At 72.0% G+C, this 23,496-nt stretch carries 24 protein-coding genes and 1 riboswitch; of the genes, 14 read left to right on the top strand and 10 right to left on the bottom strand.

Going from position 1 to position 23,496, the window contains the following annotated elements:
- Positions 1 to 2 precede the first annotated feature (2 nt).
- The 3 genes from ACWEVN_RS05365 (at position 3) to ACWEVN_RS05375 (ending at position 1,449) form a co-directional block, all read left to right on the top strand.
- Complete coding sequence (locus tag ACWEVN_RS05365; protein ID WP_452050376.1) at positions 3 to 218, top strand: hypothetical protein; 216 nt, start codon at positions 3 to 5, stop codon at positions 216 to 218.
- 245 nt (positions 219 to 463) lie between these two features.
- Positions 464 to 793, top strand: a complete 330-nt coding sequence (gene cmtR, locus ACWEVN_RS05370; protein ID WP_452050377.1) for a Cd(II)/Pb(II)-sensing metalloregulatory transcriptional regulator CmtR — start codon at positions 464 to 466, stop codon at positions 791 to 793.
- Positions 790 to 1,449 (top strand): cation transporter, encoded by a 660-nt coding sequence (locus ACWEVN_RS05375; RefSeq protein ID WP_452050378.1) that lies wholly within the window; start codon positions 790 to 792, stop codon positions 1,447 to 1,449. Before cmtR ends, ACWEVN_RS05375 begins: the two co-directional genes overlap by 4 nt.
- 28 nt (positions 1,450 to 1,477) lie before the next feature.
- On the opposite strand, the gene ACWEVN_RS05380 is transcribed toward ACWEVN_RS05375, so the two are convergent.
- The 4 genes from ACWEVN_RS05380 to ACWEVN_RS05395 all read right to left on the bottom strand — a co-directional run bounded on the left by ACWEVN_RS05380 (position 1,478) and on the right by ACWEVN_RS05395 (position 4,830).
- Positions 1,478 to 1,633 (bottom strand): hypothetical protein, encoded by a 156-nt coding sequence (locus ACWEVN_RS05380; RefSeq protein ID WP_086678182.1) that lies wholly within the window; start codon positions 1,631 to 1,633, stop codon positions 1,478 to 1,480.
- Positions 1,634 to 1,757: 124 nt separating this feature from the next.
- Positions 1,758 to 3,218 (bottom strand): adenosylhomocysteinase, encoded by a 1,461-nt coding sequence (ahcY, locus tag ACWEVN_RS05385; protein WP_452050379.1) that lies wholly within the window; start codon positions 3,216 to 3,218, stop codon positions 1,758 to 1,760.
- 85 nt (positions 3,219 to 3,303) lie between these two features.
- Positions 3,304 to 3,381, bottom strand: a riboswitch (S-adenosyl-L-homocysteine riboswitch).
- A 31-nt stretch (positions 3,382 to 3,412) separates the two neighbouring features.
- Positions 3,413 to 3,895, bottom strand: coding sequence for an N-acetyltransferase family protein (locus tag ACWEVN_RS05390; RefSeq protein ID WP_452050380.1), 483 nt, complete (start codon positions 3,893 to 3,895; stop codon positions 3,413 to 3,415).
- Between the two features lie 44 nt (positions 3,896 to 3,939).
- The gene (locus ACWEVN_RS05395; protein WP_452050381.1) at positions 3,940 to 4,830 is read right to left on the bottom strand and encodes an AurF N-oxygenase family protein; all 891 of its coding nucleotides are present in this window, start codon (positions 4,828 to 4,830) and stop codon (positions 3,940 to 3,942) included.
- 88 nt (positions 4,831 to 4,918) lie between these two features.
- On the opposite strand from ACWEVN_RS05395, the gene ACWEVN_RS05400 reads away from it, so the two are divergent.
- Positions 4,919 to 5,566, top strand: a complete 648-nt coding sequence (locus tag ACWEVN_RS05400; RefSeq protein ID WP_310970490.1) for a TetR/AcrR family transcriptional regulator — start codon at positions 4,919 to 4,921, stop codon at positions 5,564 to 5,566.
- Here ACWEVN_RS05400 and ACWEVN_RS05405 read toward each other — a convergent pair.
- Both ACWEVN_RS05405 and ACWEVN_RS05410 read right to left on the bottom strand, forming a co-directional pair.
- Positions 5,563 to 6,588, bottom strand: coding sequence for a DNA polymerase IV (locus tag ACWEVN_RS05405; RefSeq protein WP_452050382.1), 1,026 nt, complete (start codon positions 6,586 to 6,588; stop codon positions 5,563 to 5,565). The two genes, ACWEVN_RS05400 and ACWEVN_RS05405, sit on opposite strands and share 4 nt — an antisense overlap.
- Before the next feature lie 23 nt (positions 6,589 to 6,611).
- Complete coding sequence (locus tag ACWEVN_RS05410; RefSeq protein ID WP_452050383.1) at positions 6,612 to 6,875, bottom strand: DUF3040 domain-containing protein; 264 nt, start codon at positions 6,873 to 6,875, stop codon at positions 6,612 to 6,614.
- A gap of 255 nt (positions 6,876 to 7,130) precedes the next feature.
- On the opposite strand from ACWEVN_RS05410, the gene ACWEVN_RS05415 reads away from it, so the two are divergent.
- Positions 7,131 to 8,192 (top strand): cobalamin-independent methionine synthase II family protein, encoded by a 1,062-nt coding sequence (locus tag ACWEVN_RS05415; RefSeq protein WP_449680988.1) that lies wholly within the window; start codon positions 7,131 to 7,133, stop codon positions 8,190 to 8,192.
- A gap of 28 nt (positions 8,193 to 8,220) precedes the next feature.
- Here ACWEVN_RS05415 and ACWEVN_RS05420 read toward each other — a convergent pair whose 3' ends face one another.
- Complete coding sequence (locus ACWEVN_RS05420; RefSeq protein WP_452050384.1) at positions 8,221 to 8,853, bottom strand: LysE family translocator; 633 nt, start codon at positions 8,851 to 8,853, stop codon at positions 8,221 to 8,223.
- Positions 8,854 to 8,965: 112 nt separating this feature from the next.
- On the opposite strand from ACWEVN_RS05420, the gene ACWEVN_RS05425 reads away from it, so the two are divergent.
- Positions 8,966 to 9,577, top strand: coding sequence for a GTP cyclohydrolase II (locus tag ACWEVN_RS05425; protein WP_452050410.1), 612 nt, complete (start codon positions 8,966 to 8,968; stop codon positions 9,575 to 9,577).
- A gap of 96 nt (positions 9,578 to 9,673) precedes the next feature.
- On the opposite strand, the gene ACWEVN_RS05430 is transcribed toward ACWEVN_RS05425, so the two are convergent.
- On the bottom strand, positions 9,674 to 10,204 hold the full coding sequence (locus ACWEVN_RS05430; RefSeq protein WP_449680990.1) for a MarR family winged helix-turn-helix transcriptional regulator: 531 nt from the start codon (positions 10,202 to 10,204) through the stop codon (positions 9,674 to 9,676).
- A gap of 95 nt (positions 10,205 to 10,299) precedes the next feature.
- Here ACWEVN_RS05430 and ACWEVN_RS05435 point away from each other — a divergent pair, with 95 nt between their 5' ends.
- Positions 10,300 to 11,262, top strand: coding sequence for an MBL fold metallo-hydrolase (locus ACWEVN_RS05435; RefSeq protein ID WP_452050385.1), 963 nt, complete (start codon positions 10,300 to 10,302; stop codon positions 11,260 to 11,262).
- Positions 11,259 to 12,794, top strand: a complete 1,536-nt coding sequence (locus ACWEVN_RS05440) for an FAD-dependent monooxygenase (protein WP_452050386.1) — start codon at positions 11,259 to 11,261, stop codon at positions 12,792 to 12,794. The genes ACWEVN_RS05435 and ACWEVN_RS05440 overlap by 4 nt, the downstream gene beginning before the upstream one ends.
- Here ACWEVN_RS05440 and ACWEVN_RS05445 read toward each other — a convergent pair.
- Positions 12,696 to 14,906 (bottom strand): discoidin domain-containing protein, encoded by a 2,211-nt coding sequence (locus ACWEVN_RS05445; RefSeq protein WP_449680993.1) that lies wholly within the window; start codon positions 14,904 to 14,906, stop codon positions 12,696 to 12,698. The genes ACWEVN_RS05440 and ACWEVN_RS05445 overlap by 99 nt on opposite strands.
- A gap of 448 nt (positions 14,907 to 15,354) precedes the next feature.
- On the opposite strand from ACWEVN_RS05445, the gene ACWEVN_RS05450 reads away from it, so the two are divergent.
- Complete coding sequence (locus tag ACWEVN_RS05450) at positions 15,355 to 17,058, top strand: discoidin domain-containing protein (RefSeq protein WP_452050387.1); 1,704 nt, start codon at positions 15,355 to 15,357, stop codon at positions 17,056 to 17,058.
- Between the two features lie 5 nt (positions 17,059 to 17,063).
- On the opposite strand, the gene ACWEVN_RS05455 is transcribed toward ACWEVN_RS05450, so the two are convergent.
- The gene (locus ACWEVN_RS05455; RefSeq protein ID WP_449680995.1) at positions 17,064 to 18,095 is read right to left on the bottom strand and encodes a LacI family DNA-binding transcriptional regulator; all 1,032 of its coding nucleotides are present in this window, start codon (positions 18,093 to 18,095) and stop codon (positions 17,064 to 17,066) included.
- 256 nt (positions 18,096 to 18,351) lie between these two features.
- Here ACWEVN_RS05455 and ACWEVN_RS05460 point away from each other — a divergent pair, with 256 nt between their 5' ends.
- The 5 genes from ACWEVN_RS05460 to ACWEVN_RS05480 all read left to right on the top strand — a co-directional run bounded on the left by ACWEVN_RS05460 (position 18,352) and on the right by ACWEVN_RS05480 (position 23,445).
- Complete coding sequence (locus tag ACWEVN_RS05460; RefSeq protein ID WP_449680996.1) at positions 18,352 to 19,107, top strand: sulfite exporter TauE/SafE family protein; 756 nt, start codon at positions 18,352 to 18,354, stop codon at positions 19,105 to 19,107.
- A gap of 30 nt (positions 19,108 to 19,137) precedes the next feature.
- Positions 19,138 to 21,402 (top strand): xanthine dehydrogenase family protein molybdopterin-binding subunit, encoded by a 2,265-nt coding sequence (locus ACWEVN_RS05465; protein ID WP_452050388.1) that lies wholly within the window; start codon positions 19,138 to 19,140, stop codon positions 21,400 to 21,402.
- Positions 21,399 to 21,869: a (2Fe-2S)-binding protein gene (locus ACWEVN_RS05470; protein WP_449680998.1), complete on the top strand. Its 471-nt coding sequence runs from the start codon at positions 21,399 to 21,401 to the stop codon at positions 21,867 to 21,869. Before ACWEVN_RS05465 ends, ACWEVN_RS05470 begins: the two co-directional genes overlap by 4 nt.
- Entirely contained in the window at positions 21,866 to 22,672 is an 807-nt protein-coding gene (locus tag ACWEVN_RS05475) for an FAD binding domain-containing protein (protein WP_452050389.1), read from the top strand. The genes ACWEVN_RS05470 and ACWEVN_RS05475 overlap by 4 nt, the downstream gene beginning before the upstream one ends.
- A 161-nt stretch (positions 22,673 to 22,833) precedes the next feature.
- Positions 22,834 to 23,445: a flavin reductase family protein gene (locus ACWEVN_RS05480; RefSeq protein WP_449681034.1), complete on the top strand. Its 612-nt coding sequence runs from the start codon at positions 22,834 to 22,836 to the stop codon at positions 23,443 to 23,445.
- Positions 23,446 to 23,496: the final 51 nt, after the last annotated feature.

Genomic DNA, 23,496 nt, shown 5'->3' on the forward strand with positions numbered 1-23,496 from the left:
ACATGGAGTGTGCTTCCTGTGACGCCGGGATCGACCACTGCCACGGCACGCTGGTCGTCCACCCGGAAGGCGGATTCGCCGAGTGCACCGAACCGGCCTGTGCGGACGGTGACCGCGTGCGCCACGCCCTGATCGTCGACTGCCAGGGCGTCGGCGTCGGCGGCGGCTGCGGCTGCGCCACCGCGCCGCGGAAGTCGTTGCTGCGCCGAGCTTCCTGAGCCTCCCGCCAGGAACCGCGAAGGCCTTCCCCGTCGGCGGTGAGCCGGCCGGGGAGGCCTTCGCGGCGTTCGGAATCCGTCAAGGTGGTCACACGATCGTGTATGCAGCTGTGTACAGCGGCTTGGCGATGTGCTAACACTAACGGGGTCCTTCGGCTCTCCCTCCCCCTCGGAGCCGGAGGACCCTTTTCGTTTCCGGGTGTGTCCGTTGTGGATAGGTCAGCGCCGACTGTACAGTTCACTGCATGGTGACCTGTGAGACGCGGGAGTCGGCGCTGGCCCGGATCGGGCGCGCGCTGTCCGACCCCACCCGGTGCCGGATCCTGACCGCGCTGCTCGATGGCCCGGCCTACCCGGGACGGCTGGCCGCGGAGCTGGACCTGAGTCGGTCCAATGTGTCCAACCACCTGTCGTGCCTGCGCGGGTGCGGGCTCGTCGTGGCCGGCTACGAGGGTCGTCAGGTGCGGTACGAGATCGCCGACGAACACCTCGCCCGCGCGCTGCGGGAACTCGTCCAGGTCGTCCTGGCGGTCGAACCGCGGGACGCCTGCGAAGACGAGGTGGCGGCGCGATGAAGCCGGAACCGGCGGTCGGAACCTGCGCCGACGGCTGTTGTGCGCCGCCGCCGGTGGGAGAGCCGGCTCGCCGGGCGGTCCTGGTGCGCCGCGTCCGGCTGCTGGTGGCCGCGACCATCACCTACAACGTCGTCGAGGCCGCGGTCGCCCTGACCGCCGGTGCCGCCGCGTCGTCCGGGGCGCTGATCGGCTTCGGGCTGGATTCGGTGATCGAGGTGGCGTCCGCCGTCGCGGTCGCGTGGCAGTTCTCCGGCCATGCTCCGGAAGCGCGGGAACGGCGTGCGCTGAAGGTGATCGCCATTTCCTTCTTCGCGCTCGCGATTTACGTGACCGGGGAAGCCGTCGGTTCGTTTTTCACCGGCGCGGCGCCGGAAACTTCCCGGACCGGAATCGTGCTCGCCGCCATTTCCCTGGCCGTGATGCCGGCCCTCTCCGCGGCGCAGCGCCGGGCCGGGCGGGAGCTGGGTTCCGCCAGCGCGGTGGCGGATTCGCGGCAGACTTTGCTCTGCACTTACCTTTCCGCGGTGCTGCTGGCGGGGTTGCTGCTCAACGCCCTGTTCGGCTGGTGGTGGGCCGATCCGGTGGTCGCGCTGGCGATCGCCGGGGTGGCGGTGAAAGAAGGCCGAACGGCCTGGCGCGGCCAGCATTGCTGCTGACGCGCCAGGCCGTGGCGGAGTCTCGAGATCAGTACCAGTGCGCCCGCCCGCCGATCCGGCGGCCGGTGCCGCCCAGGATGGCCAGTGCCACACCGGCCACCGCGAGAATGATGCCGATGGTGTACAGCACCGGGATACCGACGATGAACCCGATGATCAGGAGAATTACACCGAGAACGATCACTTGACACACTCCTTCGCACGAGACCCGGCCCGGCTCCGTGCCGTCCGGGCGGATGCGCTTCTCTCGACGGGAGGATGGCCAGTTTCCCGATAAACCAAACTACGGCGAATGGAGCAATCTGGGATCAGTACCGATAGTGATCGAGCTTGTACGGACCTTCGACGTCGACGCCGATGTACTCGGCCTGCGCCTTCGTGAGCTTGGTGAGCTTCACCCCGAGCGCGTCCAGGTGCAGGCGGGCCACCTTCTCGTCGAGGTGCTTCGGCAGCCGGTGGACGTCGGTGGCGTACTCGCCGGGCTTGGTGAACAGCTCGATCTGCGCGATCGCCTGGTTGGTGAACGAGTTCGACATCACGAACGACGGGTGGCCGGTCGCGTTGCCGAGGTTCATCAGGCGGCCCTCGGACAGCACGATGATCGCGTGGCCGTCCGGGAACGTCCACTCGTGCACCTGCGGCTTGATCTCCTTCTTCACGATGCCCGGCAGCTTCGCCAGCCCGGCCATGTCGATCTCGTTGTCGAAGTGCCCGACGTTGGCGACGATGGCGTTGTGCTTCATGCGGCTCATCTGGTCGGCCGAGATGATGCCGAAGTTGCCGGTGGTGGTGATGAAGATGTCGCCGGTGCCCACCACGTCGTCGAGTTCGACCACGTCCAGGCCGTCCATCGCCGCCTGCAGCGCGCAGATCGGGTCGATCTCGGTGACCGCGACCCGGGCGCCCTGGCCGCGCAGCGCCTCGACCGCGCCCTTGCCGACGTCGCCGTAGCCGCAGACGACCACGCGCTTGCCGCCGATCATCACGTCGGTGGCCCGGTTCAGGCCGTCCACAAGGGAGTGCCGGATGCCGTACTTGTTGTCGAACTTGGACTTCGTCACCGAGTCGTTGACGTTCATCGCCGGGAAGAGCAGCTCGCCGTCCTTGGCCAGCTTGTAGAGCCGCTTGACGCCGTTGGTCGTCTCCTCGGTGACCCCGCGGATCTCCTTGGCCATCCGGGTGAACCGGTCGCCGTCGGCGGCGAGGCTCGCGCGGAGGGTGTCGAGGATGATCCGGTACTCCTCCGGGTCCTCTTCGGACGGTTGCGGCACCGCGCCGGCCGCCTCGAACTCCACGCCCTTGTGGACGAGCAGGGTGGCGTCGCCGCCGTCGTCGAGGATCATGTTCGGGGCCTGCCCGCCGGGGAAGGCGAAGAGCTGGTCGGTGCACCACCAGTACTCTTCGAGCGTCTCGCCCTTCCACGCGAACACCGGCGTGCCGGTGGGGGCGTCCACCGTGCCCTCCGGGCCGACGACGACCGCGGCGGCGGCCTCGTCCTGGGTGGAGAAGATGTTGCAGGACACCCAGCGCACCTGCGCGCCGAGGGCGACCAGGGTCTCGATGAGCACGGCGGTCTGCACGGTCATGTGCAGCGACCCGGCGATCCGGGCACCCTTCAGCGGCTGGGCGGCGGCGTATTCGCGGCGGATCGCCATCAGGCCGGGCATCTCGTGCTCGGCCAGCCGCAGCTGGGTGCGGCCGGCGCCGGCCAGGGACAGGTCGGCCACGGCGAAGTCGAGGCCGTTTCGGGTCTGCAGTTTGTCACTCATGCTTCGGTGCACTCCGGAGTTCGTCGGGATGCGCTCGGGAGGCGGCACGGAAGTGCGTGCGGAGACAAAGAAGAAGGCACCTCCCTCGCGGGAGGCGCCCTTGGAGTCGTGTGTCGGGCCGAGCGTGGCGGAAGGGGCTTCCGTCGCAGCGCCTCTCGGCCCGGATCCAGGATGGCAAAGCCGCCGCGAGGCTGTCAAGCGAGCGAGCGGGCCAGGAGAACGTCGTCGACATCGGTGCCGTCGAGGTGGAATTCGCCCCGCAGCACGCCTTCCACGACGAACCCGCAGCGCTCGTAGACCCGCCGCGCGCCGGTGTTCGGCCCGAGGACCCGCAGCGTCACCTTGCGGGCGCCCCGCCGGCGGGCTTCGGCCACGGCGGCCTCGACGAGCTGCCCGGCGATGCCGAGCCGCTGCCGGTCCGGATCGACGGCGAGGCCGTCGAGCACCACCACGTGCCGGTGGGCGGGGATGCCGAACCCCTCGCCGAGCCGCACGTACCCGGCGACGACGCCGTCGTGCTCGGCGACGAGCACGTCCTCGGGCCGCGTGCCGTCGTCGAAGAACGGCGTGCCCGGCGGCGGTGCCGGGGCGGGGGAGACGGCCGGGGTCCAGGTGCGTTCGTCGATCTTCGCGAGCGCGGATTCGTCGTCGGCGCGGGCGGCCCGGATCGTGATCACCGGGACATCCTGGCCGAACCGGACGGCGTGCGCGAAAGGGTTTCTCAGAGCAGGTGCGCGCGCCGCCAGAGGCCTTCCGAGCGGCCGCCGATCAGGCCCGCGTCGCGCAGGAACGGCACGATCTTCTCGGCCATCCAGCGGCGCGTCTCGTGGAAGTGCGGGTTCGCCAGCGCCGCGGCGCGGCCTTCGCGCGGGTCGATCCCGACGCTGCGGTAGATCCGCGCGTCGACCATGCTGTCGATCACGCCGAACGCGACCAGCGCGGTCCGCAGCCGGTGCCGCCGCAGCGCCGCCTTCGACAGCTTCGGCGTCTCGCGCAGCACCTCCTCCTTAGCGAACCGGACGTGCCGGGCCTCCTCGACCACGTGGATGCGGTTGACCGAGCGGATCAGCGGCTGGATGCCGTCGTCGTCCATCATCGACCGCTGGAGCCGGTCGGTGGTCTCCTCGGCGACCAGCACGCTGGCGAACATCGACGGCCCGGCGGCGGTCGCGCCGAACACCTTCGCGGCGCGGTGGACGACCTTCGGGACGCCGTAGCGCGGGACGCCGAGCCGCTCGGCGGTGCGGGCGAACATCACCGAGTGCCGCGTCTCGTCGCCGATCTCGGTCATCGCGTACTGCGCGTGCTCGGTGCGGGCGTCGAGGTCGAAGACGTACCGGGCGAGCAGCTGCATCAGGACGATCTCGAACCACAGGCCGACGCTCATGATGCTGGCGATCTCGTGCTTGGACAGCTCGATCCGCTGCTCCGGCGTCAGTTTCGCCCACAGGTCCGTGCCGTAGAGGGAGACGCGCTCGAGCGGCATGTAGGCCTTGCCCTCGGCGAGCGGTGCCGCCCAGTCGACGTCCACGTACGGGTCGTAGGAGTTCTTCGCGGAGCTCTTGAGCAGGCGAGCCGCGGTGACGTCCCGGTCCTGGGCCTCGACGCCCATGGCGGCCTCCGGAAAGTAGGGGGTACGCGATGTACTAGTTACTTCGGCGAGCGTACACCGCCCGGCGCGTCCTGAGTAGGCTTTCGCCGTGACCAAGGTCGACGGACGGGCGACGCGCTGGGCGGGCCAGCAGGAACGCCGGCGCGCGGAGTTCGTCGACGCCGCGCTGGCCGCCATCGCCGAGCACGGCCCGGACGTCTCGACCGAGCAGATCGCCGAACGCGCCGGCGTCGCCCGCACCCGCCTGTACCGGCACTTCTCCGACGCGGCCGACCTCCGGCGGGCGATCGCTCAGCGCGCGGCCGAGCTGGTGACGGCCGACCTGGCGCCGCTCTGGCACCCCGAGGGGTCGCCGAACGAGATGATCTCCACGGTGATCTCGACGCACCTGCGCTGGCTGACCGAGCACGCCCACCTGCACCGCTACCTCGCCCGCGGGGTGCCGGACGGCCCCGACGTCCGCGGCGCCATCGCCCGCCACCTCAGCGGGCTGTTCACGGGCTACCTGACGGCGTTCGGCCTGGACCCGGCCCCAGGCGACACGATCGCGTTCGGCCTGGTCGGCTACGTCGAATCGGCGACGACCCGCTGGCTCGACCACCCGGGCACGCTCACCCGGCCCCAGCTGACGGCCCAGCTCACGGGCACGATCTGGGCAATGCTCGACCACACGCTGCGGGCGGGCGGGGTACAGCTCGACCCGGACCGGCCGTTGCCGCTGCCGGAGGGGCTCTAGTCTTCGCGCGGGAACTCGGCGCGCACGCCCAGCAGCCGCACCGCGCGGGTCAGCTCGAACATCCCGAGCACCTCCTGCGCCGCCCGGTCCAGCTCGGCCGCGTCCGAGGTCGGTTCCGGGAGCGTGATGCTGTGCGTGTGGGTCAGGAACGGCACGAACCGCACCTTGACCGCCACCCGCGCCGCTGGGCGGCCTTCGTCGAGGACGTCCTGGGCGACGCGCTTCGCCAGCGCCGAGACCTCGGCCGCCATCTGCGCCGGGTCCGTCAGGTCGTGCTGGAACGTCGTCTCGCGGCTGCGCGAGCGGGCCACCCACGGGGTGGCGCTCACCTCGGCGTCGCTGATGCCGCCGCCGAGCAGCCGCAGCCACGGGCCGGTCTTCGGGCCGAACCGCGCCGCCAGTTCCGCCGGGTCGGCGCCGGCCAGGTCCAGCACGGTGCCGATGCCCAGCGAAGCGAGCTTCTTCGCCGTCTTGCCGCCGATGCCCCACAGCGCGTCGGTCGGGCGGGCCGCCATCACGTCCCACCAGTTCTCCTGCGTCAGCCGGTAGATCCCGCCCGGCTTGCCGAACCCGGTGGCGAGCTTGGCCCGCAGCTTGTTGTCGCCGATCCCGACCGCGCACGACAGGCCCGTCTCACGCGCCACCGCCTCCTTGATCGCGACGGCCAGCGCCTCGGGATCGGCCGTTTCCGCCCCGACGAACGCCTCGTCCCAGCCGAGCACCTCGACCACCACCGGCAGCTCCCGCACGGCGGCCATCACGCGGGCCGACACCTCGAGGTAGGCGTCGGGATCACTGGGCAGGAAGACCGCGTCCGGGCAGCGCCGGGCCGCGATCCGCAGCGGCATGCCGGACTGGACGCCGAACTCGCGGGCCTCGTACGACGCCGTCGCGACGACCGCGCGTTCGGTGGGGTCGCCGTTGCCGCCGACCACGACGGGCTTCCCGCGCAGCTCCGGGTGGCGGGCGATCTCGACCGCGGCGATGAACTGGTCGAGGTCGACGTGCAGGACCCACTTCACGTCGCTCAGTCTGCCTCAGATCGTCAGAGGCGGTGCCTCGCCACGTGGGTCCAGACGGTGGCGGTGAGGGCGAGGATCCCGCACAGCGTCACACCCGGGTCGGGCAGCACCAGGCCCAGGACCAGCAGGGTCACGGCGGTGAGGTCGAAGGCGATCAGGAGAGCGCTGCGGAGCGCGCGCGACTTCGGCCGCTGGCCGTCGCGCAGCGCGGCGGCCAGGTCGGGGTCGCTGAGCTCGAGGCTGCGCTCGATCTTCTCGAGCTCGGTGCGATCGTGGTGACTGAGCATCGGGGTACTCCTTCGGCGCCGAACCCGCCGTATCGCCGTAGCGAATACCCAATCGTCCTCCTCGCGAACCGCCGAACGCCTTCTGATTTCGTGCTTTTCTCTGGTCCGACCGGGTGATCCGCGCTCCGTGACCGGCGGCTGCCACGTTAAGTTGCCGCATGAACGTGGCCGGTCACGGCCCGGCGGCTGGGGGCGGCCACGTCCTGCTGCCCGTGCCCGTGCCCGGTCCGGACCTTCAAGCAAGCGGAGGATTCCATGACCCTGCCCACCGAACCGATCGGCAGCATCCCGCGTCCCGCCTACCTCGTCGAAGGCCTCGGCGCGTTCGCGGCCGGCGAGATCGACGCGGCCGCGCTCGCCGAGCTGGAGAGCCGCGCGCTGGCGGACACGATCCGCCGGTTCGAGGAGACCGGCTCGCCGGTGCTGAGCGACGGCGAACAGGGCAAGCCGAGCTTCGCGACCTACCCGCTGGCCGGCCTCGAAGCCCTGGCGCCGGACGGGGTCGTCATCCCCTTCGCCGACGGGCACACCCGGCAGTTGCCGCGGCTGACCGCGGGCCCCTTCCGCTACGCGACCCACGCGGATGCGTACCTCACGCGCGCGAAAACGCTTACCGACCGGCCCGTCAAGCAGGCGGTGATCGCCGCGTCCGCCCTCTCGCTGATCTACCCGGCCGACGGCATCGAGGGGTATTCGCAGGAGCAGTTCGTCGCCGACCTGGTGAACGAGGCCGAGGCGGACATCCGCGGCAGCTTCGAAGCCGGCGCGGACAGCGTGCAGATCGACTTCACCGAGGGACGGCTGTCGCTGAAGCTCGACCCGTCCGGCGGGCTGCTGCGGCAGTTCGTCGAGCTCAACAACGCCGTCCTCGACCGGTTCACCGCCGAGGAACGCGCGAAGATCGGCGTCCACACCTGCCCGGGCGGCGACCAGGATTCCGTGCACAGCCTCGACGTCGACTACGCGGGCCTGCTGCCGGCGTTGTTCGACCTCAAGGCCGGCCGCTTCTTCGTCCAGCTGGCCAGCGAAGCCGACCCGGAGCGCGCGCTGCGGGTGATCGCCGACCACGTCCAGGCCGACCAGCGGGTCTTCGTCGGCGTCACCGACCCGATCGACCCGCGCGTGGAGACGGCGGAGGAGGTCCGCGACCGGGTGCTCACCGCGGCGAAGTACCTGCCGGCCGACCGGCTCGGCACCTGCGACGACTGCGGGTTCTCGCCGTTCGCCGACGACACGTCGACCTCGCGCGACATCGCGTTCGCGAAGATCGCGGCTCGGGTCGAGGGCACGCGGCTGGCGTCGGAGAAGCTCGGCTGAGCGCGGCGGCGTGAGCCCGGCGGCGGGCTCACGCCGTCTCGGCGGCGACCTTCAGCCCGAGGGCGACGAGCACGGTGCCCAGGACGGCGTCGAGGCTCCGGCGGACGCGGCCGGCGCTGAAGAACCGCTTCAGCGCCCCGACCACGACGGCGAGGGTGACGAACCACAGCACCGTGCCGGCGGTGGCGATCGCGGCCAGTTCGAGGGTCTGCAGGGTGGAGCCGTCGGCGGGCAGGAACTGGGGGAGCAGGGCCAGGAAGTAGACGGCGACCTTGGGGTTGAGCAGGTTCGTCACCAGGCCCTGGCGGAAGGCGGCGCCGGCCTTGAGCTGCCGGGCGCCGGTGGTCTCGGCGAGATCCCGGTACTCGCCGCGGCGCACGGCCAGCCACGCCTTGACCCCGAGCACGACGAGGTAGGCCGCGCCGGCGAGCTTGACGACGGTGAACGCGACGGCCGAAGCGGTGAGCACGGCGGCGACCCCCAGGGCGATCGCGACCACCCAGGCGAAGACCCCGAGCGCGATCCCGGTCCCGGCGGCGATCCCGGCCCGCCGCCCGCCGGTGAGCGCCGACCGCGTCACGACGACGAAGTCCGGCCCGGGCGACATCGCCCCGAGCACGACGACCAGCAGGAACGAGGCGGCGGTGGCGGCGGGGATCATGCGCCCGAGGATACGACCGGACGCCAGTGGTTTTCCCTGGTGGAACGACGTGGATGTTCGAATTTGAACCTCGTGTAGGGTCGATCTTGTGGGTGACACCAGGGGCGAGGACATGACGGCCGGGGTGCGGACGCGGGTGCGGATCCCGCTGCGGCTCGACGGCGGTGTCGCGGTCGACGCCGAAGCCGTGACGTTCCGCGGCCTGGCCGACGGCGCCGAGCACCTGGCGTTCGTCCTGGGCACGCCCGGCGAGGTACCGCTGGTGCGGCCGCACTCGGAGTGCCTGACCGGCGACGTCTTCGGGTCGGCGCGCTGCGACTGCGGGCCACAGCTGGCCGAGGCGGTCGCGCGGATCGCCAAGACCGGCGGCTACCTGCTGTACCTGCGGCAGGAGGGCCGGGGGATCGGGCTGTACAACAAGCTGGACGCGTACGCCCTGCAGGACGGCGGCCTCGACACCTACGCCGCGAACGCCGCGCTCGGCCTGCCCGAAGACGCCCGCGACTACACGGTGGCGGCGCAGATGCTCGGCGCGCTCGGCGTCAGCCGGATCGACCTGCTGTCGAACAACCCGGACAAGGCCGCCCAGCTGAGCGCGGCCGGCATCGCGGTGCGCGACCGGGTACCGACGGGCGTGTTCGCGACCGAGAGCAACGTGCGGTATTTGCGGGCCAAGGCCGAGCAGACCGGGCACACGCTGAGCCTGCCCGGCCTGGCCAGCTGATCCGCGCGGCCGGCTCGCATTTCGCGGGGCCGGTCGGCGGGCTTGAAGGCGCGGCTGGCGTGCCGCGAGGATCCGCCCGCGCGCCTGGAGGATCGGTCAGGTGAGGCGTTGCGCGGCCGCGGCGGCCGGGCCGGTGGTCAGCTTCTCCAGGAGTCCGATCAACGCCGCGCGCTCCTCCGGTGTCAGCGATGCCACCCAGGCCTGCTCCCGCTGGTTGTGCTCCTGGTAGGCGTCGGTCACCGCCGTGTGGCCCGCGGCCGTCAGGGCGAGTTCCACCGCGCGGCGGTCGTGGGCCACCTGGGTGCGGGTCACCAGGGCGTCCCGCTCCAAGGTCTTGACCAGGGCCGACACCGCCGCTCGGCTCATCCCGGCGAGGCGGGCCACGTGGCGGGACTCCAGCGGCCCCGCCAGCCACAGCACGAACAGCACCCGGAAACCACCCCAGCTCCAGCCGCGGGGGCGGTGGACCGTCGACTCCCAGTCGTAGACCAGCGCGCCCGCCAGGCGGTGCAGCGTCAGGCCGAGGCGCATCGCCACCGGGTCGGTCGCGGGCAGCTCGGCCTGCGTCTTGCCGATCGCGTAGTCGACGAACGAGAGGTAGTCGAGGTCGGCCGGTCGGTCCGTCATGCGGCCCAGGTTAGGGGAAACGGGGTTCCCCGCGGCGGTCCGGCGGGCTAGCCTGACCGGATAGTCAATCCTTTGACGATCAAGGAGCGCTCGCCGTGACGAAGAAAGCCTTCGCCTCTTCGGCCGACCTGGCGGAGAAAGCGCAGACCCTCGAAATCCTCGCCGACGGCGTCTACGCACTCACCGCCGAAGGCGACCCGAACATCGGCGCCATCGAGGGCGAGGACTTCCTCGTCTGCTTCGAAGCGCTGGCCACGCCGGTCGCGGCCGCGGAGTGGCTCGCGAAACTGCGCGAGCACACCGACAAACCGGTCCGCTACCTGGTGCTGAGCCACTACCACGCCGTGCGCGTGCTGGGCGCGTCCGCCTTCGACGCCGAAGTCATCGTCGCGCACGAGAACACCCGCGCCCTGGTCGCCGAGCGCGGCAAGGAGGACTGGGAAAGCGAGTTCGGCCGGATGCCGCGGCTGGCGAAGGGCGCCGACTCGGTGCCCGGGCTGACCTGGCCGACGCTCACCTTCTCCGACCGGCTCACCATCGACCTCGGCGGCGACCGAGGCGACCTCGTGCTGCAGTACTGCGGGCGCGGCCACACCGAGGGCGACATCGTCGCCTGGCTGCCGCGCCGGCACATCCTCTACGCCGGCGACCTCGTCGAAGCCGAAGCCGCGCTGTACACCGGTGACGCGTTCCACCGCGACTGGGCCACGTCCACTTTGGATCGGGTGGCCGCCTTCGAAGCCGAGACCCTGATCGGCGGCCGCGGCGGGGTCAGCCGCGGCCGCGAAGCGGTCGGCGCCGCCATCGCGCAGACCCGGCACTTCCTGACCACGATGCTGCGCGAGGTCGGCGCGGTCCGCGACGCCGGCGGCACCCTCAAGGAGGCCTTCGAGCGCACGCACGCGGCGTTGAACGACCGGTACGGCCACTGGCCGATCTTCGAGCACTGCCTGCCCTTCGACGTCTCGCGCCTGTGGGACGAGCTGTCCGGGATCGAACGGCCGGTGGTGTGGACGGCCGAACGCGACCGCGAAGTCTGGGACCGGCTCCAGGGATGACGGTCGCGGTCCTCGGCAGCGGCCCGGTCGGCCAGACGGCCGCGCTGCTGCTCGCGCGCCGGGGCGTGCCGGTCGTGCTCGTCGACGAGCACGAGGTGCGCGACCCCGTCGGGTCCAAGTCCATCTGCCACCAGCGCGACACCCTGGACGTCTGGGCGTCGCTGGGCGCGGGCTGCCTCGCCGAGGAAGGCCTCACCTGGACGACCTCGCGGACGTTCCACCGCGACGGCGAACTGTTCTCGCTGACGCTCCCCGACGGCGGATCGGCGCTGCCGCCGTTCGTGAACCTGTCCCAGGCGCGCGTCGAGGAGGTGCTGGACGAGCTCATCGCCCGGCAGCCGCTGATCGACGTCCGCCGCGGTCACCGCGTCACCGGCCTGACCCAGCCGGGCTGCGTCGAGATCCGGTGCGAGACGCGGGACGGCCCGCGCCGGATCGAAGCGGACTACGCGATCGCCTGCACCGGAGCCCACGGCGACGCGGTGCGCCGGGCCCTCGGCCAGCACCTGGCCGGCGTGTCCTTCCGGGACCTGTTCCTGATCTGTGACATCCGCGCCGACCTGCCGGGCTGGGCGGCCGAGCGGCGGTTCTGGTTCGACCCGCCGTGGAACCCCGGCCGCCAGGTGCTGATCCACCCGTGCCCCGGCTCGCGGTTCCGCGTCGACTGGCAGGTCCCCGAGGACTACGACCTCACGGCGGAGGAGTCGCAAGGGGCGCTCGACCGGCGGATCCGGGCGATCATCGGCGCCCGGCCGTACGAGGTGGCCTGGCGGTCGGTGTACCGCTTCCACACGCGGCTCGTCGACCGGATGCGCGTCGGCCGGGTGCTGCTGGCCGGGGACTGCGCGCACCTCGTCGCGCCGTTCGGGGCGCGCGGCCTCAACTCCGGGGTGGCCGACGCCGAGAACGCGGCCTGGAAACTGGCCGCCGTCCTGCGCGGCGACGCGGAGGAGGAGCTGCTGGAGAGCTACCACGCCGAGCGGCACGCGGCGGCGGTGGAGAACGCGGCCGTCACCACCGCCACGATGGATTTCCTGGTGCCCCGGGACGAGGAGCAGCGCCGTCGCCGGCTCGACGTCCTCGCCCGGGCGGAGCACGACCCGGACGCCTGCGCGCAGGTCGACTCGGGCCGGCTGGCCGAACCGTTCTGGTACACCGATTCGCCTCTGACCACGCCCGATCCGCAACGGCCGTTCGCGGGACGGCCGCCGCGGGGGGCGTTGCCGCCGCCGGGACCGGGTGTGCTGCTCCCGGACGTGACCGTCGAAGGTGGCCGGTTGCGCGACCTGGCCCGGCAGGGGTTCCTGGTCCTGACCACCCCCGGGGTGCGGGCGCCCGGCGTGCGGTCGGTGCGGATCCCGGTGGGCGGGGCGCTGGGTGCGCGTCCGGGCGAAGCCTGGCTGGTCCGCCCGGACGCGTACGTCGCCGCGGTGCTACGGGTAGGAGACCAGCGGGCTCACCTGGTGCCCGGTGTTCGCGGCGTCACCCGTGTCGTTGACGACGTGGGCGATCGTGCCGACGCCGCCGAGTGACACCGAGACGAGGTTGTGCAACCGGACCCCGCCGGTGTTCGGCACCTCGAAGGAATGAGCGGCCACGATGGACGGGTTGGTGTTGAAGAAGCAGTAGCTGCCCAGGCCCCAGCCTTCGTGGCTGGTCACCGAGTCGGCCACCTTGTACGCCGCCCAGCCCTGCCGGCCGCCGCCGCTGGACCAGGACGCCTGGTCCGGCGGGTCGTAGGGCATTTCGTTCTGGAAGAAGTACGTCCGCCCGCCGTTACCGTTCCAGAGCACTTCGTACTGCTGGTAGTGCTCGACGAACAGGCCGTACATCGTGACGTTGGCGCCGTTGACGACCAGGCCGTTGGCCGCGGTGTTGACGTTCCAGCCGACGCCGTAGGAGTGGTCGCCGCGCCAGAGCCACATGTGGTCGCCGAGGACGTTGTTCGAGTTGACCACCAGGGTCTGCGTGGCCTTCCCGACGGCCGCGCCGCCGATCCGGAAGAACACGTCGTGCAGCGACGTCGGATTGCCCGCGTGGTTGGCGTTGGAGCCCGGCGGGCCGACCTGGACGAGCACCGGCGAGTTGACCGCGCCCGCGTCGATGAGCAGCCCGGCGATCTTCACGCCGTCCACATCGGACGTCGTGATGGCCGCGGTGCCGTTGGTGGGCATCAGGGTCGCCAGGCCGAGGCCGAGCACCACGGTGTCCGGGCGGGTGACGTTCAGCGCCTGGTCGAGGTGGTAGACGCCCGGCGTCACCAGCAGGTTCTTGCCCGCGGCCAAGGCGGCGTTGAGCGTCGCGGCCGAGTCGGACGGATGTGCGACGTAGAACTCGCTCAGCGAGATCGACTGCCCGGCCGGCGTGCCGTGACCCCAGCTCGTGCCCGACGAGTTCTGCCGCAGCCCCGGCACGAACACGTTGTAGCTGCCCGAACCGTCGACGTAGAGGAACGGCTTCTCGCGGATCACCGGGGTCTGCCCGACGACCGTTTCCGGCGGGTTCGGGAAGGACGCCGGCGGGGTGCCGGTCGAGCCGACGAACACCATGTTCCAGACGCCGCCCTGCCAGCCGCCGAGCTCGCTGTTGCGGGTCAGGAACTGCTGCTGGGACCCGGAAACGGCGACGCCGTCGATCTTGCTGTCGGCGATCAGGCCACCGCTGGCCCAGCCGTCCCCGCCGTTCCAGAGCTGGATCTGGCTGCCGCGCAGGTGCATCCGGCGGTAGGGGGCGGCCTGCGCGACGGCCCAGCGTTCGACCTGGCCGGCCGGCAGCGTCACCGACAGGTTTTCGGCGGACCGCCAGAAGTTCTGCGTCGCGTTGCCCTTGTTGTTCGGGTTGTCACCCTGCTGCAGCCAATCCGCTTCGACGCGGACGTGCCCGTTGAGGTTGACGTCGTCGGGGGACAGGCCCAGGCCCGCGACCTGCTCGTAGAAGCCGAGGTTGACGTCGGCGTTGTAGGTGCCCGGCTTGAACAGCACGGCGTAGCGCTCGTTGCCGAACTGGTTGGTGTGCTGCTGGTTCGCCAGCTGCGTCAGCCGGTTCTGGATCGTCGCGGCCGGGGTCGAGGGGTCGAACACCGACACGTTCGGCCCGAAGTCCGGGTTGCGCGGATCGGTCGGCGGGATGGTCGTGCCACCGCCGGTGCCGTGCGCGGCGACCTCCCACAGCGAGTAGCCGTAGCCGGTCGCCCGCTGGGTGCCGTGGACGCGCAGGTAGCGCGCGGTGCCGGACAGCGGCACGGTCTGCGTGCCGCCGGTGCCGGTGGTCGTCGAGTACGCGGTGGTCCAGGTGGCCGCGTCGGCCGAGAGCTGCACGGTGAACGCGCGGGCGTACGCGGCTTCCCAGCTGAGGACCACGTCGCAGAGCTGCTGCGCGGAACCCAGGTCGACCTGCAGCCACTGCGGGTCGCTGAACGCGCTGGACCAGCGCGTGCCGGGATTGCCGTCGACCGCGGCGGACGCGGGCGTCCCGCCGTTCTCGGTCGAGGAGGCGGTCGCGGGATGGCCCTGCGCGAGGTTCGTGGTGCCGCACGCGGCGGCCCGCGCCGGGGCGCCGGCCACCACCGTGGTGGCGAACGCGGCGGCCACGGCGGTCGCGAGGACGAGGAGGCGGTGCACGGGGGAGAACGTCGTTGATCTCATGAGCCTGCCTGCTGGATCGGGGAGGACGAGCGGAACGGCAGCGGACCGGGCGAGCCCCACAGCTCGCGCCGGTGTCGGGTGGTGCGGCGGGTGCGCGCCCGCAGCCCCGCCCGGGCACCGTGAGCCGGAGGAGCGGTGCCGGGTGGGGTGCCGGTGCGAACCGGTCAGCCCGAACGGGTTTGGCGCGGCGGAGCCGTTCCGGTTGGCGGTCACGGAACCGGTTCCGTCGGTGAGCTCGCAGTTAACAGCGCGGGACTCCGCGGAGTCAAGGATCCGGCGCGGATTCCTTCGCCCGGCCCAGTGCCCGTTGACATTTTACGACTCTTTATTTATACCTTGAATTAAGAGCGTGCCGCCGGCCGGGCCCCACACCCGCGCCGCGGGCCACGTGAGCCGATCCGCGCCGGGGCAACGCCGTCCCGGCGCCGGTTCGCCGTGGAGGTGCCCCATGCAACGCCGCATGTCGAGGACCCGGGTACTGGCCGTCCTCGCCCTGACCCTGGCCGCCCTGCTCACCGCCCCGGTCGCCCGGGCCGCCCCCGTCCTGCTCTCGCAAGGCCGTCCGGTGACGGCGTCCTCGGCCGAGTCCGCCGCGTTCCCGGCGACCGCCGCCGTCGACGGCGATCCCGGGACGCGCTGGTCCAGCGCCTTCTCCGACCCGCAGACCCTGCAGGTCGACCTCGGTTCGAACCAGCAGCTCTCGCAGGTCGTCCTGAGCTGGGAAGCCGCCTACGCCAAGGCCTTCACCCTCCAGGCGTCCACCGACGGCATGACCTGGACCTCCCTCTACGCCACCACGGCCGGGACCGGCGGGACGCAGACCCTGACCGTCACCGGCAGCGGCCGGTACGTCCGGCTCACCGGCACCCAGCGCGCCACGCAGTACGGGTACTCGCTCTGGGAGTTCCAGGTCTACGGCGGCGGCACCACGCAGCCGGGCGACGTCCTGCTCTCCTACGGCAAGTCCGGCACGGCGTCCTCGTACCAGGACGACGGCGCCTGCCCCGGCTGCGTCCCGGCGAAGGCCTTCGACCGCGACCCGGCCACGCGCTGGGCGACCAGCGCGACCACCGGCTGGGTGGACCCCGGCTGGATCACCGTCGACCTCGGGGCGCCCGCGGCGATCCACCGGGTCGTCCTGCAGTGGGACCCGGCCTACGCGGTCGCCTACCAGCTCCAGGTCTCGAACGACAACGCCACCTGGACGCCGATCTACTCGACCAGCAGTGGCAAGGGGTTCAAGGAGACGCTGACCGTCAACGGTTCCGGGCGGTACGTCCGGATGTACGGCACCGCCCGCTCCAACGGTTACGGCTACTCGCTGTGGGGCTTCGACGTCTACGGCACCGGCGGCAATCCGACCCAGCCGCCGCCCGCGCCGCCGGCCCCGCACTTCCCGGGCACGCTGGTCTGGAGCGACGAGTTCAACGGCGCCGCGGGCGCGGCCCCCGACGCGAGCAAGTGGACCGCGGAGACCGGGCCGGGCGTCAACAACGAGCTCGAGTACTACACGAACAACAACAACGCCAAGCAGGACGGCCGCGGCAACCTCGTCATCCAGGTCCGCCGGGAAGCCACGCCGGGCAGTGCCTGCCCGCCGGACCCGATCAGCGGCAGCACGACCTGCCAGTACACCTCGGGCCGGCTCAACACCGCGGGCAAGTTCAGCTTCACCTACGGCCACGTCGAGGCGAACATCAAGGTGTCCGGCACGCAGGGGCTCTGGCCCGCGTTCTGGTTGCTGGGCGCGAACTTCTTCAGCGGCACGCCGTGGCCGAACTGCGGGGAGATCGACATCATGGAGCACGTCGGGAAGGCGCCGAACCTGGCCTACTCGACGATCCACGCCCCGGCCTACAACGGCGCCGGCGGTGTCGGCGCGCCCTACGACCTCGGCCAGGACGTCTCGGCGGGCTTCCACCGCTTCGGCCTCGACTGGGACGCCACCCACATGACCTTCTCCGTCGACGGCACCCCGTTCCAGACGATCGACCGGGACACCGTCGAGAGCACGCGCGGGCCGTGGGTCTACGACCACCCGTTCTTCCTGATCCTCAACAACGCGATCGGCGGCGACTTCCCCGGCCCGCCGGGTGCGGGAACGGTGCTCCCGCAGGACATGGTGATCGACTACGTGCGGGTGTACCAGTGAGCCGGCTACCCCGGTGAGTCCCCGCTCCCGGGGGCGCTGACCGGCCGCGTCGACTCGCGGACCACCAGTGCCGTCGGGACGATCAGCGGGGCGTCCGGGGCCGGCGCGCCGGCCAGGCGGTCGAGCAGCAGCCCGGCCGCCGTCTCGCCCATCTGCCGCAGCGGCTGGCGGATCGTGGTGAGCGGCGGCTGGGTGTGCGCGGCCAGGGGGATGTCGTCGAACCCGACCACGGCGACGTCCCCCGGCACCGCACGGCCCGCCTTGCGCAGGCCCGCCAGCACGCCCGCCGCCGTGAGGTCGTTGTGCGCGAAGACCGCGTCGAACTCCGGGCCCGTTTCGAGGAGCTGGAGGATCGCCGCCTCGCCGCTTTCGCTCGTGAAGTCGCCTTCGATGATCAGCCGCGAGTCGAGGGTCAGGCCGGCGTCGAGAACGGCTTCGTTGAAGCCGTTGAGGCGATCGGCGGTGCAGCCGAAGTCGCGCGGCCCGGTGACCGTGGCGAGCCGGGTGCGGCCGGTGCCGAGCAGGTGGCGGGCCGCGGCCGCGCCGCCCTGCCGGTTGTCCGTGCCCACCGACGGGAACGCCGGACGGCGGCCGCGGTCGTCGATCACCACCACCGGCAGCCCGGAGTCGTGCAGCACCCGCAGGTGCCGCACCGCGTCCGGCGGTTCCACCAGCAGCAGGCCGTCGAACGCCTTCGCCGACACCTGGCGCGAGAACTCGCCGAGGGAGTCGGCGCCCCGGTTGGCGGTGGACAGCAGCAGGCCGTAACCCTTCGACTCCACGACGTCGGCGACGCCCTGCAGCACCTCGCCCATCCACGGCCAGGTCAGCCCCGGCACGAGCATCCCGACCGTGCGCGTCACCCCGCGGGCCAGCCCGACCGCGCCGGCACTGGGGATGTACCCGGTCGCGGCGATCACCTCGCGCACCCGGATCGCGGTCGCGGCGTCCACGTCCGCCTTGTTGTTGAGCACCCGCGACACGGTCGTCTTGCTCACCCGCGCGCGGCGGGCGACCTCGGCGATCGTGACGCGCATCCGTCCTCCCGATCGGGCGGTGGAAAGCCCCGTGGTGACAAGGTACTCGCCCGCGGGCCCGCCGCGACCGGTGCGAGATCGATCAAGTGCGGACGACATCGGCGCCGCGGCGGCCTCCGGTCCGATGTGGACACTGGCTTCGTATAACGCCCTATACTTGAGCGCGCCGCCGGTGCCGAGCGTCGGCGGGTGGACGAGCAGGGTGTCCCGGTCGACCAGCCCGGTGGCCGCCGGGGCCGCGTGGTGAGATGACAACGTGATCATCGACCCGTGGGTGCTGCTCCTGCTCGTGCTGGCCGGCGTCGGGGCCGGCCTGACCGGGGCGACCGCCGGGCTCGCGTCGCTGGTGTCCTACCCCGCGCTGCTCGCCGCCGGGCTGCCGCCGGTGACCGCCAACGTCACCAACACCGTCGCCATGCTCGGCACCACCGTGGGCGCCGCGGCCGGCGCCCGTCCCGAACTGGCCGGGCAGCGCCGCCGGCTCCTCCCGCTCTGCGCCATCACCACCGTCGGCGGCGCGTGCGGCGGCCTGATCCTGCTGCTGACGCCGTCCGGCGCGTTCACCGTCATCGTGCCGTGGCTGATCGGCGGGGCGTCGCTGGTGCTGATGGCCGGGCCGCGGCTGCGCCGGCTGGCCGAAGGTGCCGAGCACCACGGCCTCAGCCCGGTGACCGGCGTGGTCGCGTTCCTGATCGGGATCTACGGCGGCTACTTCGGCGCCGCCGCGGGCGTGCTCATGCTCGCGCTGCTGGTCACCGTCTGGAGCCAGCCGCTGGCCCGCACCAACGCGGCGAAGAACCTGGTCACCGGCTCGGCGAACCTGCTCGCCGCGATCGTCTTCGCGGTCACCGGCAAGGTCGTCTGGCCGGCCGCGCTCGCCGTCTGCCTCGGCTCGCTCGGCGGCTCCTGGCTGGGATCCGCGCTCGTGCGCCGGCTGCCGGCCACCCCGCTGCGCATCGCGATCGGAATAGGCGGACTGGGCCTGGCGATCGTCCTGGGCCTGCGGGCATGATCGGCGGGGTATCGGCGAGCAGGAGACCAGATGAGCATTGTCGGGACCAGGGTGGTCCGCCGGGAAGACCGGAATCTGATCACCGCGGGCGGCACCTACGTGGACGACCTGCGGACGGAAGCGCTTTCCGGGGCCGCGCACGCGGTGTTCGTGCGCAGTCCGATCGCGCACGCGCGGATCGGTGGCATCGACGTGAGCGCGGCGAAGGAGGCGCCGGGCGTGCTCGGCGTGTTCACCGCCGCGGACCTCGGGCTGCCCCCGCACCCGGCGGGGCCGGTGCCGGAACCGTGGCTGGCCGGTGCGGTGGTGCGCTACGTCGGGGAGCCGGTCGCGCTGGTCGTCACCGAAGAGCGCTACCAGCTGGCCGACGCGGCCGAGCTGGTCGACGTCGACTACGAGCCGCTGGACGCCGTCGCGTCGATCGACGCGGCCCTCGCCGGCGAGACGCTGGTGTTCCCCGACCGCGACAGCAACATCGTGCAGGTCAAGGGGGCGACCGAGTTCGACGACGCGATCTTCGAGGAGTGCGAGGTCGTCGTCACCGAGACCATCCTCAACCAGCGCGTCGCGCCGGCGCCGCTCGAAGTGCGTGGCGCGTCCTGCGTGTGGGGCGAGGACGGCCGGCTGACGGCCTGGCTGTCCACCCAGAACGCCCAGATGGCCCGCAGCCAGCTGGCCGGGAGCCTCGGTGTCGCCGAAGAGTCGGTGCGGGTGATCGCGCCGGACGTCGGCGGCGGCTTCGGCGCGAAGATCGGCGCGGACCCCGAGGCGACCGTGCTCGGCTGGGCCGCGAAGCAGCTCGGGCGGGGCGTGCGCTGGGTCGAGTCGCGCAGCGAGAACCTCACGGCCATGACGCACGGCCGCGCGCAGCGCAACACGGTGACCATCGGCGGGAAACGCGACGGCACGGTGCTGGCGTACCGCCTCGACGTCGTCCAGGACGCCGGCGCGTACCCGCGGATGCTGCTGCTGCCGACGCTGACCGAGCTGATGGCCGTCGGCGTCTACCGGTTCCCGAAGGTCGAGACCCGCAGCCGCGCGGTCGTCACCACCACCACGCCGATCGGGGCCTACCGGGGCGCCGGCCGCCCGGAGGCGACGGCCGCGGTCGAACGGGCGATGGACCGCTTCGCCGCCGAGATCGGGCTGGACCCGGCCGAAGTCCGCCGCGTCAACTTCATCCGGCCGGACGAGTTCCCGTACCAGTCGCCGACCGGGGCGTCCTACGACACGGGCGAGTACGCGGCGGCGCTGGACAAGGCCCTGGACGCGGCCGGGTACGCGGAGCTTCGCGCCGAGCAGCGGCGCCGGCGGGAGGCGGGCGACCCGGTGGAGCTCGGCCTGGGCATCGCGGCCTACGTCGAGATCACCGGCGGCGACGGCGGCGGCGAGAGCGGCCGCGTCGACATCCACCCGGACGGCTCGGTCGTCGCGTGGACCGGCAGTTCGCCGCACGGGCAGGGCCTCGGCACGTCGCTGGCGATGCTGCTGTCCGACCAGCTCGGCGTCCCCCTCGACCAGATCACCGTCCGGCACGGCGACACCGACGAGGTGCCCAAGGCGGTCGGCACGTTCGGCTCCCGGTCGCTGCAGCTGGGCGGCTCGGCGATCCGGCAGGCGGCCGACGAGGTGATCGCGCAGGCCCGGCAGCTCGCCGCCGACCTGCTGGAAGCGGCACCGGACGACCTCGAACTGGACGCCGATCGCGGCGTCTGGCAGGTCCGTGGCGCGCCGTCGAGCACGGTGCTCAGCTGGGCGCAGGTCGCCGAGACGGCGAGCGAGGGCAAGCTCTCGGCCGACGTCTGGTTCGGCGGTGGCGCGCCGACGTTCCCGTTCGGCGCGCACCTGGCCGTCGTCGAGGTCGACACCGAGACCGGCAAGGTCGAGCTGCGCCGGATCGTCGCCGTCGACGACGCCGGCCCGATCGTCAACCCGCTCACCTTCCGCGGCCAGCGCCACGGCGGGCTCGGGCAGGGGGCGGCGCAGGCGCTGATGGAGGTCGTCACCTACGACGACGACGGCAACCCGACGACCGCGACCCTGGCGGACTACTCGTTCGTCACCGCCGCCGAGCTGCCGGACTTCGAGCTGGTCGAGATGGCCACCCCGACCGACCGGAACCTGCTGGGCGTGAAGGGGATCGGCGAGGCGGCGACGATCGGTTCGACGCCGGCGGTGCACAACGCCGTGGTGGACGCCCTTTCGGCCCGCGGTGTCAAGCACCTGGACATGCCCACGACCCCGATCCGGGTCTGGGCCGCACTGGAAGAAGCTGGGAAGGGAAGCGCGCAGTGAAGGTCTCGATCGAGGTCAACGGGCGGCCGCTGACCGAGGAGGTGCCGGACCGGACGCTCCTGGTGCACTTCCTGCGCGACACGGCCGGCCTGACCGCCACGAACGTCGGCTGCGACACGACGTCCTGCGGCGCCTGCACGGTGCTGCTCGACGGCGAGTCGGTCAAGTCCTGCACGGTGCTGGCCGCGCAGGCCGACGGCCACGCCGTCACGACGGTCGAGGGATTGTCCTCTTCGGACGGTGCGCTGCACCCGGTGCAGCGGGCGTTCCAGGAGCAGCACGGCCTGCAGTGCGGGTTCTGCACGCCGGGGATGATCATGGCGTCGGTGTCGTTGCTGGCCGACAACCCGAAGCCGACGCGTGACGAGGTCCGGGCCGGGCTCGAGGGCAACCTCTGCCGCTGCACCGGGTACCACAACATCGTCAGCGCCGTGATCGACGCGTCGGGCCAGGAGGTGGACCGGTGATCCCCGCCTCGTTCCAGTACCTGCGCGCGTCCACAGTGGACGAAGCACTTTCGCTGCTCGCCTCGCACGGCGACGACGCGAAGGTGCTGGCGGGCGGGCATTCCCTGCTGCCGCTGATGAAGCTGCGCCTGGCCGCGCCGGAGTACCTGGTCGACATCGGCCCGCTCGACGAGCTGCGCTACGTCCGCCTGGAGGGCGACGAGGTCGTCATCGGCGCGCTGTCCCGCTACAGCGCATTGGTGCAGGACCCGGTGCTGCTGGAGCACGCGCCGCTGCTGGCCCACGTGTCCGGCGAGGTGGGCGACCGCCAGGTCCGCCACCGCGGCACGATCGGCGGTTCCCTGGTCCACGCGGACGCGGCGGCGGACCTCCCGGCGGCGGTCCTGGCCTCGGACGCGGTCCTGGTGGCCCGCGGGCCGGCGGGGGAGCGCCGCATCCCCGCGGCGGAGTTCTTCCTGGGCCCGTTCACGACGCCGCTGGAGCCGGCGGAGCTGCTGACGGAGATCCGCCTCCCGGCCCAGACGGGGCAAGGCTGGGGCTTCCGCAAGTTCACCCGCCGCGCGATCGACTGGGCGATGGTCGGGGTGACGGTGGCCGGCGACCGCGTCGGCCTGGTGAACATGGGCGGAGTCCCGCTGCGGGCCACGGCCACGGAGGAGGCACTGGCGGCCGGGGCGTCGATCGAGGAGGCGGCGGAGCTGGCGGCAGAGGGGACCAACCCGCCGGACGAGCCCCACGCGACGGCGGAGTACCGCCGTCACCTCGCGCGCGTACTGACCCGGCGGGCGCTGGCGTCTCGCTGAGTCTCCGTTGCGGGGGCGGCACTTGCTTGCGGGTGCCGCCCCTGTTCTGTTGATTGCGATGGCCGATTCCCGCCAGCGGTCCGTCCCCTGTGGACGGCAGGATCGGTGGGGTGAACGAGCACACGGCCATCGAGCCCGGTATTCTGTATTTCGGTACGCCCGTGGTGTTGATTTCCACCACCAACGAGGACGGATCGGTCAATCTGGCGCCGATGTCATCGGCATTCTGGCTCGGCTGGCGAGCGGTGCTCGGGCTGGGAGTCCGCTCCCGGACGGCCCAGAACCTGTTGCACAGCCGCGAAGGAGTGCTGAACCTGCCTTCGTCGTCGATGGCGGCGGCGGTCGATCGGCTGGCGCTGACGACGGGGTCCGACCCGGTGCCCGCGGGCAAGCAGGAGCGGGGCTATTTCCACGTGGCGGACAAGTTCGGCCGGGCCGGCCTGACGGCGGTGGCCTCGTCGACGGTCACACCGCCCCGCGTCGCCGAGTGCCCGGTGGCGATGGAAGTCGTGGTCGAGGAGGTGCACCCGGTGGGTGCGGACGGGGGAGTGGTGTCGTTCGAGGTCCGGGTACAGCGGGTCTTCGTGCACGAGTCGATCCGGATGGAGGGGACCGAGGACCGGATCGACCCGGACGCTTGGCGGCCGCTCATCATGAGCTTCCAGAAGTTCTACGGACTGGGGGAGCAGGTCCATCCGTCCACTTTGGCCCGAATCCCTGAGCGGCTCTATCGGGGGCCCGATATCGAACGGGCGCGCCGGGTTGCTTCTTGAGTCTTCATCTTGGCTCTTGTCCTGCCTGGGTTTTGCGGTGCTTTGCGGTTC

This window comes from Amycolatopsis sp. NPDC003861 (assembly GCF_053605405.1).